The sequence below is a fragment of the Zoogloea sp. genome, from assembly GCF_041914405.1.
Classification (GTDB): Bacteria; Pseudomonadota; Gammaproteobacteria; order Burkholderiales; family Rhodocyclaceae; genus Zoogloea.
Genome location: NZ_JAYSDK010000001.1, coordinates 62,801 through 76,220, shown reverse-complemented (window position 1 = coordinate 76,220; position 13,420 = coordinate 62,801). Strand labels below are relative to the sequence as shown.

Annotated in this window: 10 protein-coding genes and 1 CRISPR repeat array; of the genes, 5 read left to right on the top strand and 5 right to left on the bottom strand. The window is 61.1% G+C overall.

From position 1 onward, the window contains the following. Positions 1-45 precede the first annotated feature (45 nt). The 3 genes from ACE3RX_RS00315 to ACE3RX_RS00305 all read left to right on the top strand — a co-directional run bounded on the left by ACE3RX_RS00315 (position 46) and on the right by ACE3RX_RS00305 (position 1,579). Complete coding sequence (locus ACE3RX_RS00315; protein ID WP_374479106.1) at positions 46-612, top strand: hypothetical protein; 567 nt, start codon at positions 46-48, stop codon at positions 610-612. A gap of 94 nt (positions 613-706) precedes the next feature. Beyond that, a complete protein-coding gene (locus ACE3RX_RS00310; protein WP_374479104.1) occupies positions 707-1,066 on the top strand; it encodes a cupin domain-containing protein in 360 nt (119 codons plus the stop codon). A 30-nt stretch (positions 1,067-1,096) separates the two neighbouring features. Then, complete coding sequence (locus ACE3RX_RS00305; protein WP_374479102.1) at positions 1,097-1,579, top strand: hypothetical protein; 483 nt, start codon at positions 1,097-1,099, stop codon at positions 1,577-1,579. Between the two features lie 110 nt (positions 1,580-1,689). Here ACE3RX_RS00305 and ACE3RX_RS00300 read toward each other — a convergent pair whose 3' ends face one another. Next, on the bottom strand, positions 1,690-2,499 hold the full coding sequence (locus ACE3RX_RS00300) for an alpha/beta hydrolase (RefSeq protein ID WP_374479100.1): 810 nt from the start codon (positions 2,497-2,499) through the stop codon (positions 1,690-1,692). A gap of 292 nt (positions 2,500-2,791) precedes the next feature. On the opposite strand from ACE3RX_RS00300, the gene ACE3RX_RS00295 reads away from it, so the two are divergent. Both ACE3RX_RS00295 and ACE3RX_RS00290 read left to right on the top strand, forming a co-directional pair. Beyond that, positions 2,792-3,634 carry a PhnD/SsuA/transferrin family substrate-binding protein gene (locus ACE3RX_RS00295; protein WP_374479098.1) on the top strand — a complete coding sequence of 281 codons (843 nt, stop codon included), beginning with the start codon at positions 2,792-2,794 and terminating at the stop codon, positions 3,632-3,634. Continuing rightward, the gene (locus ACE3RX_RS00290) at positions 3,631-6,048 is read left to right on the top strand and encodes an EAL domain-containing protein (RefSeq protein WP_374479096.1); all 2,418 of its coding nucleotides are present in this window, start codon (positions 3,631-3,633) and stop codon (positions 6,046-6,048) included. The genes ACE3RX_RS00295 and ACE3RX_RS00290 overlap by 4 nt, the downstream gene beginning before the upstream one ends. Here ACE3RX_RS00290 and ACE3RX_RS00285 read toward each other — a convergent pair. The 4 genes from ACE3RX_RS00285 to cas1c all read right to left on the bottom strand — a co-directional run bounded on the left by ACE3RX_RS00285 (position 6,009) and on the right by cas1c (position 13,420). Next, the gene (locus tag ACE3RX_RS00285) at positions 6,009-6,554 is read right to left on the bottom strand and encodes a hypothetical protein (RefSeq protein WP_374479094.1); all 546 of its coding nucleotides are present in this window, start codon (positions 6,552-6,554) and stop codon (positions 6,009-6,011) included. The genes ACE3RX_RS00290 and ACE3RX_RS00285 overlap by 40 nt on opposite strands. Positions 6,555-6,637: 83 nt before the next feature. Continuing rightward, positions 6,638-6,907 (bottom strand): cupin, encoded by a 270-nt coding sequence (locus ACE3RX_RS00280; protein WP_374479092.1) that lies wholly within the window; start codon positions 6,905-6,907, stop codon positions 6,638-6,640. A 209-nt stretch (positions 6,908-7,116) separates the two neighbouring features. After that, positions 7,117-11,905: direct repeats of the CRISPR family, unit length 37 nt; unit sequence GTTTCAATCCACGTCCGTTATTGCTAACGGACGAATC. A 185-nt stretch (positions 11,906-12,090) separates the two neighbouring features. After that, positions 12,091-12,381 (bottom strand): CRISPR-associated endonuclease Cas2, encoded by a 291-nt coding sequence (cas2, locus tag ACE3RX_RS00275; RefSeq protein WP_374479090.1) that lies wholly within the window; start codon positions 12,379-12,381, stop codon positions 12,091-12,093. A gap of 10 nt (positions 12,382-12,391) precedes the next feature. Further along, positions 12,392-13,420 (bottom strand): type I-C CRISPR-associated endonuclease Cas1c, encoded by a 1,029-nt coding sequence (cas1c, locus tag ACE3RX_RS00270; protein WP_374479088.1) that lies wholly within the window; start codon positions 13,418-13,420, stop codon positions 12,392-12,394.

Sequence of the window (13,420 nt, the reverse complement as noted above, 5' to 3'; positions counted from 1 at the left end):
CATGCCGAAGAGTCGCCATCAATCAACCGGTCTCCGGAGAATGTCATGACTGCACCAGAAGAACGCCGCGGCACCAGCGCCCATGCCCCCGACCTGGACTGGAGCCAGGTGCGAGAGACGGTGCTGCTGCTTGAGCTGGCCGTCGGGCAGATCGAAGCGGCGATGAAGGAAGGCAACAGCTCGGTGGAGGTGTTGACCGACTCCTTCACGTCGATGGCCGGCTATATGCGCATGATGGGCTCCGCCCTTGAACAGCTGCCGGACACCCCGGCCACTGCCCAGCTGAAGGAGTCCCTGATCGGCCATGCCGGCGAGGTGGCCGGGCGCGTGCAGAAGTCCATCATGGCCTTCCAGTTCTACGACAAGCTCAGCCAGCGCCTGGCCCATGTGTCCCATAGCCTGGAGGCCCTGTCCGGCCTCGTCACCGACCAGCGCAAGCTCTACAACCCCTTTGAGTGGGTCGCGCTGCAGGAGAAGATCCGCGCCAAGTACTCCACCCGCGAAGAGGTGGACATGTTCAACGCGGTGATGCAGGGCGTGCCGGTGAAAGAGGCCCTGAGCCACTACAAGGCCGAGATGAAGGACAAGGGCGACGACGTCGAGCTGTTCTGAACGCTAACATCCCGTGGGGGCGAATTCATTCGCCCTCGGACTCCTTTTAACCGGCAGCAGGCGAATGAATTCGCCCCCACGTGAGAATCCCCCCGTGCCGTCCGTGATCCATTTTGCCGACCCGGCGCCTGCCGCAGTCGAAGACCGTCCCGCCGCCGGGCGGGCGATTGGTGTGCCGCCACGCCGCCTGACCGCCGAGCGTTATGCCGCCGAGGACGGCGCGCTGTCGATCGGCGACTGGAGCTGCGAGCCGGGTGCCTGGCGGATCGCCTTCCACCCGGGGCGCCACGAGTTCTTCCAGGTGATCAGCGGCCGCCTGCGCATCGTCGATACCAAAGGTGTGGCGCGGGAGTTCGGCCCCGGCGACGCCGGCATCATTCCGGCTGGCTTTACCGGCACCTTCGAGGTGCTGGAGCGGGTCAGCAAGCGCTACGTGATGCTCGACCGCGCCTGAGGGCGGGCTGGCGCGCGGTAAAATGCGCCGATGACACACGATGCTGACGATTTGCCCGAGGTGGTCAGGGAAGACCGCCTGTGGTGCGACAACGGATGGACCGCCAAGGTCATCAAGAACGAGGACGACGACGGCTGGGCCGTGGCGATGATCAAGCACGGCGAGGCCGAGCCGGCGCTGGTCGGGCCGTGGACCATGGGGCGGGACAAGAAGAATCCCAAGCCCCTCGACGCCGCCGCCTTCAACACCCTGGTCAAGACCGCCTCCGAGGTGCTGCGCCGCCATGAGCAGCACCTGCACGCGTTGCTGCACAAGCGCATGACGGTGAGCACCGACGACGGGCCGGTGGAGGTGACCCTCGACATCGTGCCCGACGACTACGAACCCTATGCCACGCTGTCCGCCCTCGACGCCTTCGGCGAAGTGATTGCGGAAGTGCGCGTCGAGGCCGGCTTCAAGCTCAACCGGGCCAGCGCCGCGGCCTGGGTCGAGGGCGGTTTCCGCCGCCCGTAAGGACGAACGTCCCGCCGGGATACGATGACGTGGGGGCGAATGAATTCGCCCCCACAGGGGCTGCGTCGACGGTAGGTAAGCCGCTGTCCCTTGAGCGATGTCCGGGCCGTTCAGGCCTGTACCTGCGGAATTGTGTCCAGCCAGTCGCCGAGCGCTGCAGCGGCCTGGGGCCACTGGGGGTCGAGCATCAGCATGTGACCGGCGCCGTCGATGATCACCTGGTGGGCTTTCCACTGCAGCGCGGTGAAGAACAGCATCGATGCCGGGAACACCACATCCTCCCGTCCACCCATCACCAACGCCGGGATGTCCGGCCGGTGCCCGGCCGGGGTGAATGGCAGGGCGACCATCTCGGCAATCGCCTGTTCCGATTCCGGCTGGATCATCGGCATGTACTGCAGCACGTCCTGGCGCGGCATGTCGGGTGAGAAATACACCTCGGCCATGATGCGCAGGGTGTGTTCCGTCGGCCGCCCGGCCACCACGTTCGGCAGTTCGCGGAAGAAGTCTGGCTGCAGCAAGGCCAGCCGGCCTGCCGAGCCGCCGGTGCCGGTGGGCGGGACCGGTGCCAGCAGTGCCACGCCGGCCGCCGGGCCGCGGGCCAGGTAGCGCTGCACCACCAGGGTCCCCATCGAATGGCCGATCAGCACGGGTGTGGCTGGCAGTGCGTCCACCGCCTGGGCCAGATCGTCGGCGAAGTCGGCCAGGCCGAAGTCGTCCAGCCGCTCGCGTCCCTCGCTGCCGCCGTGGCCGGAGAGGTCCAGCGCGTAGGCGTCGTAACCCCTTCGATTGAAATACGGGATGAAGTTGTGCTCCCAGCACAGGGCGTTGGTGTAGCCGCCGTGCACGAACAGCAGCGGCGGGCGGGTGGAGGCTTGTGTTGCTGGATGATGGTGGATCTTCAGGCGACGTGAGGACATGGGAACGGGGCAGTTGTATGGAATGAACGAAATGTAGTCGGGTGGGTAATAAATCATGTCCACCGTGGATTCCTGCATGGGGTGTGCCAGGCCCTGATCGGTATGCTGCGCGCCGTGACGAATGCCGCGTTTGCACTGCACAAGTACCATAGCGGCAATCAAGTTGCAGGCCGCCCTGCCGATAGGTGCTGCACGTCCGTTTATCGGACGCCGTGGGCCTGTAAACCCTCGAGTGAATCCCATTGTACGAATGGAGTGTGGCGAGATGACAGCGCAATGCGGCAGGGCCCGTGTGAGTGTCTGGCGTGCGTGGGTGTTGCTCGTCCTGATGGCGCTGGCAGGGCCGGTGCTGGCCGCAGAGGCGGCTCCCCTGCGTTTCGGCATCCTGCCCTTCAATAGCACCCTGGCTCTGATGAAGACCCACCAGCCCCTGCGCCAGTTCCTGCAGGCACGTCTGGGGCGGCCCGTGGAGATCTTCACCGCACCCGACTACCAGAGCTTCCTGCGTGAGCAGCTGGACGGCAACTACGACCTGATGATCACGCCGCCGCATTTCGGCCTGATGGCGATCGACAAGGGCTATGTGCCGCTCTACCACTACAAGGCTCGTATGGAGCCGATCATGGTGGTGCGCAAGGACGACGCGGCTGTCGATGCCAGGGGGCTGCGTGGCCGCCGCATCGCGATCGCCAACCGCATCGCCTTTGCGTCCATGGCTGGCCTGAAGTGGTTGGGCGAAAAGGGCATGCGCCCGGAGCGGGATTTCATGCTGCAGGAGCGTCCGACCCACGGTGCGGCGATCGCCGCGGTCGCGGTCGGCGATGCGGACGGCGCGATCACGACGACGACCCTGCTCGGCCAGGTGCCGGAGGACGTGCGCCAGCGCCTGCGTTACTTCTCGTCGGAGATCCGCCTGCCCCATGTGCTGTTCATGGCTCACAAACGCCTGGGGGCCGCGGAGCAGCAGCGCATCAAGGATGCGCTGCGCGCCTTTGAAAGTGCACCGGAAGGGCAGGCCTTCTTCAAGGAAACCTCCTACATTGGCTTCGAAGAGCTCGATGCGAGTGAGCTGGCAGCCTACAAGCCTTATCTGGCCACCCTGCGGCAACTGCTGGAGCAGAGCCGCCCGCAATGATCCGCGTGCCCTTCTTCCGCTCCCTGCGCAGCAAGCTGCTGCTGGCCAGCCTGCTGATCGAGGCGACCATGCTGGCGCTGCTGGTCGGCAACGGCATGCGCCTGATCGAGGCGCAGCTGGAGCACCAGCTCGAAGTGCGCATCCAGGCCATTGAGCTGGCCTACAAGACCGCGGTTGCTGTACCGCTGGCGGCGCGGGATTACGCCACCCTGCGAGATATCCTGGACGGCTGGCAGGTCTCCGCTGACGTCAGCTACCTGGCTGTCACGGACCCGCGCGGCCAGGTGCTGGCCGCCTCAGGCTGGGATGGCACCGGTGGCTTGCCGGAGGCATCGCACGGCTTCAATGGCAGCGGTGTTTATCACGTGGTCTTCGATGTGCAGTTGCAGGGGCAGGTCTATGGTGCGGTGCATTACGGCCTGTCCACGTCCTATATCGAGGCGGCCAAGGCGGCGCTGTTCCGCCAGGGCAGCCTGATCGCGCTGGTCGAGCTGAGCCTGAGTTTTCTCCTGCTGATCGCCACGGGCTATTGGCTGACGCGCCATCTGGTCAATCTGGCCGAAGCCAGCGCGCGGGTCGCGGATGGGGATTTCAGCGTCCGGCTCGATTACCGGACCCGCGATGAGGTTGGTCTGCTCGCCCATAGCTTCAACGCGATGACCGACGCGGTGCGCCAGCGCATCGCCGAGCTGAGCGACAGCGAACAGCGCTTCCGTGCCATTGCCGACCACACCTATGCGTGGGAGAACTGGTTCGGGCCGGATGGCCGGTTGCGCTGGGTGAATCCGGCGGTGGAGCGCCTGACTGGCTACACGCCGCAGGAATGCTTGGCCCTGGAAGACTTCCCGCTGCCGCTGGTGCTGCCTGACGACCGTGAGCTGGTGCTTAACCAGCACCAGTGGGCGCTGGCCGGCCAGACCGGGCAGGACCTGGAGTTCCGCGTCCAGCGCAAGGACGGCCAGGTGATCTGGGTGGCCATGTCCTGGCAGCCGATCCACGCCGACAACGGCAGCAGCCTCGGTTACCGTTCCAGCCTGCGCGACATCACGGTGCAGCACTTCGTCACCGAGGAGCTGGCCTTCCATGCCTCCCACGATCCGCTGACCGGGCTGTACAACCGGCGCGCCTTCGAGAGCCAGCTGACCCGCTCGCTGGAGGACGCCGCGCGCAGCCGCGAGAAGGTGATTCTGGTCTATATCGACCTGGACCAGTTCAAGGCCGTCAACGATGCCTGCGGCCATTCGGCCGGCGACAGCCTGCTGCAGAGCCTGGCCCAGGCGATGCAGGCCCGCTTCTCCTTCGGTTATCTGGCTCGCCTGGGGGGGGACGAGTTCGGCCTGATCATGCGGGGCGTCAGCCTCGACGAAGCGGTGCGCCGCTCCCAGCTGATCATCGACGACATCCGCGCGATGCCTTTCACGTGGGAAGGTAAGGTTTTCCGCATCGGCGCGAGTATTGGCATCGTCGAATCCTCAGCGGGTCTCGCTACCATCACGGATCTGTTGATCGCCGCCGATACCGCCTGTTACGCAGCCAAGGAGCGTGGCCGCAACCGGGTGCAGGTCTTCGTGCCGACCGACGACTACTTCCGTGCCCGCCAGGCGGAGTTCATGTCCTTGCCGCAGATCTCGGCGGCGCTGGAGCAGGGCCGCTTCGCCCTGTATCACCAGCGTTACCGCGCCCTGCGGCCGGATCAGCGGGATCACCTGGAAATCCTCGTGCGAATGGTTGGCGAGGACGGCCGGATCATTGCGCCGGCCTATTTCATCCCGGCCGCCGAACGCTACAACCTGATGCCCTTCATCGACCGTTGGGTCATTGAGAATACCTGTCGTGCGATTGCCGGCTGGGTGGCGGCCGGCGCCAGCGCGCTGCCGCGGGTCGCCATCAACCTGTCGGGAGCGACGCTGGCCGACGAGGAGCTGCCGGGCTTCATCCGCAGCACTTTTTCCCGTTACGCCATTGATCCCGCCTGCATCAGCTTCGAGATCACCGAGAGCTGCGCCATTGCGCGCATCGAACGGGCCTTCGAGTTCATCGACTTCGCCCACAGCCTCGGCTGTGCGCTGGCCCTCGACGACTTCGGCAGCGGCCTGTCGTCCTTCGGCTACCTCAAGCAGTTCAAGGTCGACTACCTGAAGATCGACGGCATGTTCGTCAAGCACGCGGACAGCGATGCCGCCGACCGGGCTGTGGTCGAGTCGATGGTGCGCGTCGCCCAGGTGCACGGCCTGGCCACCATTGCCGAATTCGTCGGTAGCGAGGCGGTGCTCGGCGTCGTGCAGGAGCTGGGCGTGGGCTATGCACAGGGCTTTGCCGTGCATGTCCCGTCACCGCTGCCGGAGACGGTGCCGGTCTTTGAGGGTGGGGAGCCTCAGGCGGACGGCGTGTCCTGTTCGGCCGCCTCGGCATAGACCGTCCGCGCCTGCGCCGCCGTCAGCAGATAGGCCGTTGCCGCCAGGCTGACGGTCAGTGGCGGCAGCATACCCAGCAGGAAGTCCGGCGCCGCTGCAGCAGCCAGGGCGGCCACCCGGCCAGCGATGAACAGGTACACCGCATTCACCAGTGGCCCGGAAACCCACAGGGCGATCAGCGCGCGCCACACGATCGAGCGCCGCCGCCCGGTCAGCACCCCGACCCCGCCATACACGCTGAGCACCAGCGCCGCAGCAGTCAGGAAGATTGCGAAGGTGTAGTAGAGATCCCAGTAGGGGTTGGCGGCAACGGCCGGATGCTGGTTCACCAGCACTTGCAGATAACCCACGGCCGCCATCCGGTAGAGGGGATTGACGGCCACCAGCACCAGCGCGATCAGCGCCAGCCCGCCGTGGCGGCCGTAGGTGGTGCCGATGCGGCGATAGGCAACGAACAACAGCCCGGCAAGGCCGAGGGCGAGGGTGATACTGAGGAGCGGATTCACGAGCGATTCCTAGGGAGCCAATCAAGAAGATGGGCAGGTATAGCGCAGAAGGCTTGCATCCAGGCCAGTCGCGCCGCCAGCATTCAGCGCCGGCCGACCACGTAGCGCACGCCGTCCGGTCCGTAGGTTTCCGTGTGGGGCTGTGCCGGGGCCAGATGGAAGATCTCCCCGACCTTGAAGCTGCGTTCTTCTTCGCCATCGCACTGCAGGCGGATTTCCCCGGCCAGAATCAGGGCCCGCGCCTCGAAGGGGTGGGTATGCACGTCGAGGTGGCCATTGGGCGGGCGCTCGACGATGACTATCTCTCCGAAACCGTCGCGGCGCAGCGCCGCTTCAAATTCGTTCTGGTCCATGGTGTCTTGCCTCGTGAGGGTCAATGCGCGGTGTGCCGGGCGGCCCGCGGCTGGAAAGTGGCATCTTAGCGCGAGGGTGGGTTGGTGACCCGGTGCGGAGAAAGGACGATTAGAACATCCAGTGCAGTGCGGGGAGTGCTTAACGCCCTGTCAGACTACCGTGGGTAGCGGGATGTACTGGATGAACTAAGTGTCCATGCATCGGTACGTTTCACTCCACCGTCCGTTATTTCCAACGGACGAATTGGGTTCGTCATTGCGTCCGTGCCTGCATAACCAGCGTTTCAATCCACGTCCGTTATTACTAACGGACGAATCACGGCGATGGCCATGCCTTCGGGCTTGACGACCTTGTTTCAATCCACGTCCGTTATTGCTAACGGACGAATCGGCGTTTTAGTGGGGTTTTACATAGTCGGATAGATGTTTCAATCCACGTCCGTTATTGCTAACGGACGAATCTCTGCCCGTCACTTGCACGGATCGGGGGTCTAAAGGTTTCAATCCACGTCCGTTATTGCTAACGGACGAATCTGTTGGATCAGGAGAGCCCCACAGCACCCGAAAATGTTTCAATCCACGTCCGTTATTGCTAACGGACGAATCAGTGGCACCATTCCGGCCGGCCCGTCACAGCAAGGTTTCAATCCACGTCCGTTATTGCTAACGGACGAATCCTGCACATTCAGCATGCCAACAACGCAACGGTCTCGCTGTTTCAATCCACGTCCGTTATTGCTAACGGACGAATCGGCATACCACGTCGTTTTCAAGGGCGGATTCAGGAGGTTTCAATCCACGTCCGTTATTGCTAACGGACGAATCCCGGTGCCGGCAAGGCCCGCGTCGCCACCGCCGAAGTTTCAATCCACGTCCGTTATTGCTAACGGACGAATCATCGGCAATAGGCACTACCACCGACGTTGAAGACGTTTCAATCCACGTCCGTTATTGCTAACGGACGAATCGTGACCTGGTCGCCGGCGGTGCTGTTGCCAAACTTGTTTCAATCCACGTCCGTTATTGCTAACGGACGAATCTCGGCAGCGCCATAGACGGAGCCGCCGGGGGTGTCGTTTCAATCCACGTCCGTTATTGCTAACGGACGAATCGCATGCCCGCTTCGGCGGGCTTTTTTACGCCCGGAGTTTCAATCCACGTCCGTTATTGCTAACGGACGAATCCTCGGCGTGTGTCGGACGGTCGAGAAGCTCAAGGGGTTTCAATCCACGTCCGTTATTGCTAACGGACGAATCCAGCACCAGCGGCAAGCAGGACGCTGGCTACGTCCAGTTTCAATCCACGTCCGTTATTGCTAACGGACGAATCTGCAGGGCACCCGTGCCTACGGCGCCATCCGCGACGTTTCAATCCACGTCCGTTATTGCTAACGGACGAATCCATAGGCGATGGTGAGCGCCACCTTGTAAGTAGCGTTGGTTTCAATCCACGTCCGTTATTGCTAACGGACGAATCCGTCGGTCCTGCGGTTGTTCTAGGTCGCACTCAAGGCGTTTCAATCCACGTCCGTTATTGCTAACGGACGAATCTGCTCAGTGGGGGGCTGGGTGCTGTTCACCAGCGGGTTTCAATCCACGTCCGTTATTGCTAACGGACGAATCCCGTCGATCAAGGATTACAACGCATCGGATGCGCTGCGTTTCAATCCACGTCCGTTATTGCTAACGGACGAATCTACGCCGCCGTCCAGCTCGAGCAGATCAACTACAAGTTTCAATCCACGTCCGTTATTGCTAACGGACGAATCACCCGGCAAGCAAAACGCTGTCGGTGCATTTCAAGTTTCAATCCACGTCCGTTATTGCTAACGGACGAATCCAAGAGCCGCCGATTCTCTGATCCAACCCCGACAGTTTCAATCCACGTCCGTTATTGCTAACGGACGAATCGTCGTGTGGAACGACACCCCCGGCAGAACCATTTGGTTTCAATCCACGTCCGTTATTGCTAACGGACGAATCGCCAGCCCTCCAGCCCCCTCACTTATCTACATCGGTTTCAATCCACGTCCGTTATTGCTAACGGACGAATCCCGTGGCGGCGCTGCAGGAGAGCTACCAATACACGCTGTTTCAATCCACGTCCGTTATTGCTAACGGACGAATCCGGACGCGCATCCGATGACTATGGGAGATATGTCATCGTTTCAATCCACGTCCGTTATTGCTAACGGACGAATCTCAGCATCTCGCCGACCTGCATGCGGGCCGTGCGGTTTCAATCCACGTCCGTTATTGCTAACGGACGAATCCTGCCGTTGCTCTGGACTTCGACGCCCTGAAGGCCGTTTCAATCCACGTCCGTTATTGCTAACGGACGAATCGGTATTGGGCCGCCTGGCTTGAGCCGACGCACCCGTTTCAATCCACGTCCGTTATTGCTAACGGACGAATCGCCTTGGCCTCGGCTGCATGGTCCAGTTCCGACTGTTTCAATCCACGTCCGTTATTGCTAACGGACGAATCCTGAGCAAGTTAGTTGGTGCCTGCATGCTCAAATGTTTCAATCCACGTCCGTTATTGCTAACGGACGAATCGATGGCGGAGAGGTCTTCGCGCTGCAGGTTTTCGAGTTTCAATCCACGTCCGTTATTGCTAACGGACGAATCCCCTATTCCTCGTCTGGAATGTCAGCGTCAGGAGCGTTTCAATCCACGTCCGTTATTGCTAACGGACGAATCACATCGACAACACCGTGCCCGACCACGCCAACGCTGTTTCAATCCACGTCCGTTATTGCTAACGGACGAATCCTGGTACGCCAGATAAGACGCTGCCGCCACCCCTGTTTCAATCCACGTCCGTTATTGCTAACGGACGAATCTGGAAAACGCGCTTAACAAACGCGCAAGCGCAATGTTTCAATCCACGTCCGTTATTGCTAACGGACGAATCCAGCGGACGCCTTAGACAGCGCGACGCATGTACTTGTTTCAATCCACGTCCGTTATTGCTAACGGACGAATCTAGGCATTGCGATGCGGGTCAATAAATGGATTCTGGTTTCAATCCACGTCCGTTATTGCTAACGGACGAATCAGTGATGGCACGACGGTCAAGCAGGACGAGCAGTTTGTTTCAATCCACGTCCGTTATTGCTAACGGACGAATCCGAACGGTCCATCCGCTCATCACGATAACCACTCGTTTCAATCCACGTCCGTTATTGCTAACGGACGAATCCCAAGACACTCGTCGCGATCATGGCCCGGGATCTGGTTTCAATCCACGTCCGTTATTGCTAACGGACGAATCTCATCACATAGGAGGTTTTCACCATGGCTTTGCGTAGTTTCAATCCACGTCCGTTATTGCTAACGGACGAATCCCAGTGCGCCCGCCATTGCATCCCAACCACCAGGGTTTCAATCCACGTCCGTTATTGCTAACGGACGAATCACGGGCGGAGGGCGAGTGGCGATTCGGTACAGCGGGTTTCAATCCACGTCCGTTATTGCTAACGGACGAATCATCCGGCGCTCCACGGCGCTGCGAACGAAGAGGTGTTTCAATCCACGTCCGTTATTGCTAACGGACGAATCTGGGCGACGGGCGAGTGGCGATTCGGTACAGCGGGTTTCAATCCACGTCCGTTATTGCTAACGGACGAATCGAGGATCCCCATGGCGTCACGCTCCTTAACAAGGTTTCAATCCACGTCCGTTATTGCTAACGGACGAATCCGGCAAAGACGCCGACTTCGGCTTACAACAAGTGGTTTCAATCCACGTCCGTTATTGCTAACGGACGAATCGTGCTCGAGGCTGTCACGCAAGAGCTGGACGCTCGTTTCAATCCACGTCCGTTATTGCTAACGGACGAATCCCGGCAGAGGTGGCGACGGCTCAGTGGATCATGAAGTTTCAATCCACGTCCGTTATTGCTAACGGACGAATCAGCAGAAGTTCGAGCAGTGCCTGCAGGGCTGCATGTTTCAATCCACGTCCGTTATTGCTAACGGACGAATCCCTACCTCGACCAAGCGCTCCCGCTGCGTAAGGACGTTTCAATCCACGTCCGTTATTGCTAACGGACGAATCGCGGGAATTGGCTGCAGGTTGCCCATGCATATGCTGTTTCAATCCACGTCCGTTATTGCTAACGGACGAATCCCCGTCAATGTATCCGCTGAGCTCAAGGCTGCTGACGTTTCAATCCACGTCCGTTATTGCTAACGGACGAATCCCACCTATGGCCAGTCCAAGGGCGGCATTAGCGTCCCGTTTCAATCCACGTCCGTTATTGCTAACGGACGAATCCCTGTCTCTCGCCAGTGAAACGCCGCCTCCCGACTTTGTTTCAATCCACGTCCGTTATTGCTAACGGACGAATCGGTGCTGGCAGCCGACCAGAACACAGTAGGCGGCAAGTTTCAATCCACGTCCGTTATTGCTAACGGACGAATCCGATCTGCCTGACCCGTACTACGGCGCCCAGATCGTTTCAATCCACGTCCGTTATTGCTAACGGACGAATCCCTGAAAGACACCTTCGACGCCGCCTATTCGGGCGTTTCAATCCACGTCCGTTATTGCTAACGGACGAATCGCACCCGCCCGAGATGGTCGCAAGCGGGGAGTGCCTGTTTCAATCCACGTCCGTTATTGCTAACGGACGAATCGCTCAAGGAACGTGCGATCCACGGAGAACCCGAGGTTTCAATCCACGTCCGTTATTGCTAACGGACGAATCTAACTATAACAAGGTCATGGACCTTGAAGTGATTGGTTTCAATCCACGTCCGTTATTGCTAACGGACGAATCGGGTTTTTCATTTCTGGACCCGCAAATGATCGAAGTTTCAATCCACGTCCGTTATTGCTAACGGACGAATCAACAGCCCTCGGGATATGGGGAATTGCCGCAGCAACGTTTCAATCCACGTCCGTTATTGCTAACGGACGAATCCGAGGGTGAAAGGCCGGCAACGGCCTGGAGGGAGTTTCAATCCACGTCCGTTATTGCTAACGGACGAATCCCTTCGCGCGCAAAAGTCTGATCCGTCACGGGAAAAAGTCCGCTTTGCGCGAACCTGCGCGTGAAGAGTGGTAACGGATGTTTCATTGAGGGGGGGATTTTGTCTTACTGCTTCGAATCAACAGCTTGGTGTTCGCGCGAACCTATCGGGAAAATCCTGGGCACTAGGGGTTCGCGCCAGAGATGTTACAACACCAAAGGTCCGTTGAAGTCGGTGGCGCGGAAGGTGCCGTGTTCGCGTACTTCGGAGCCGCGGCTGTCGGGGAGGCGGTAGAGGCGGAGATTATCTTCGGACAACTCGATTTCGGCGAGGAGTTCCCGTTCGAGGGTTTCGAACTGCATCAGGTTGACCTGGCATTCGAAGACGGATTTCTGGACGCGCTGGCCGATGCCTTCGCAGACCTTGGCGACGCGGCGCAGGCGTCGGCGGCCGGCTTTGGTTTCGGTATTCACGTCGTAGCAGACGATGACGAGCATGGCGGTGCTTTCAGCGGATGACGAAGGGCAGGTATTCGGGCATTTCGCCGCGCAGGCTGCGTGCCAGCAGGCGGGCCTGGACCAGTGGGACGACGCCGAGTGGGATGGCTTGTTCGAGGAGCGGGTGGGTCAGCTCTTCCTGTTTGCGCTCCTGCCAGGCCACCACCACGGCTTTGCGGGCATCGCCTTCGAGTAGAACCGCGCCGCCTTCCCGTTCGGTGAAGTCGCCGGCGCCGATCTGGCTGCGGTTGATGAGGGTCAGCGCGACGCGGTCGGCGATGGCGCGGAATTCTTCCATCAGGTCGAGGGCCAGGGCGGCGCGCCCGGGGCGCAAGGCATGTAAGAAGCCCACCTGCGGGTCGAGACCGGCGGCCTCGACGGCCGAGCGGCAGTCGTTCATCAGCATGGAATACAGGAAGGACAGCAGCGCATTCATGCGGTCGCGGGGTGGGCGCCGGCTGCGGCCATCCATCTGGAAGGCAGCGCGGGCCTCGGGGCGGACGACCAGATTGAGTCCGGCAAAATACTGGCGGGCCGCTTCGCCCTCGACACCGCGCAGGGTGTCCAGGTCGGTGGCATTGGGGAGGGCGCGCAGGGCGGCGGCGAGATCGTCGGCTGCCCGGGTCAGGCTGGCGGCATCGCCTGGCTCTTTGGCTTCCCGGGCGCCGCGCTGCAGCACCTGGCGGGCATTCTTGATCTTGCCGGCCACGCAGTAGCGGGCGATGGCGAGGGCGAATCCCGCATCGCGGCAGCGTTCATGCTGAGCCTGGCGTAACAGCACGTTGCCGGAAACGGGGCCCTCCAGGCGTGCTTTGAAACGGCCGTTGCCGTCGAGCAGCACCAGCCCGATGCCGCTGTCGGCCAGCCGGTGCATCAAGGGTGTGGACAGTTTCACGTTGCCAAAGCACACCACGCTGCCCACGTGGTGCAGCGGCACGCGCAGGCGGGTGTCGTGCTCCACCTCGATGCGCAGGGTGTCGTTCTCCAGATGCAGGTAGCTCTCTGGCAGGGTCACGTAGAGGGTGTTGAGCAGTTGCAT

Coding starts and splice junctions, on each gene's coding strand:
- ACE3RX_RS00315 (WP_374479106.1), top strand. CDS start 46: ATGACTGCACCAGAAGAACGCCGCGGCACCAGCGCCCATGCCCCCGAC.
- ACE3RX_RS00305 (WP_374479102.1), top strand. CDS start 1,097: ATGACACACGATGCTGACGATTTGCCCGAGGTGGTCAGGGAAGACCGC.
- cas1c (WP_374479088.1), bottom strand. CDS start 13,420: ATGCAACTGCTCAACACCCTCTACGTGACCCTGCCAGAGAGCTACCTG.
- ACE3RX_RS00290 (WP_374479096.1), top strand. CDS start 3,631: ATGATCCGCGTGCCCTTCTTCCGCTCCCTGCGCAGCAAGCTGCTGCTG.
- ACE3RX_RS00300 (WP_374479100.1), bottom strand. CDS start 2,499: ATGTCCTCACGTCGCCTGAAGATCCACCATCATCCAGCAACACAAGCC.
- ACE3RX_RS00280 (WP_374479092.1), bottom strand. CDS start 6,907: ATGGACCAGAACGAATTTGAAGCGGCGCTGCGCCGCGACGGTTTCGGA.
- cas2 (WP_374479090.1), bottom strand. CDS start 12,381: ATGCTCGTCATCGTCTGCTACGACGTGAATACCGAAACCAAAGCCGGC.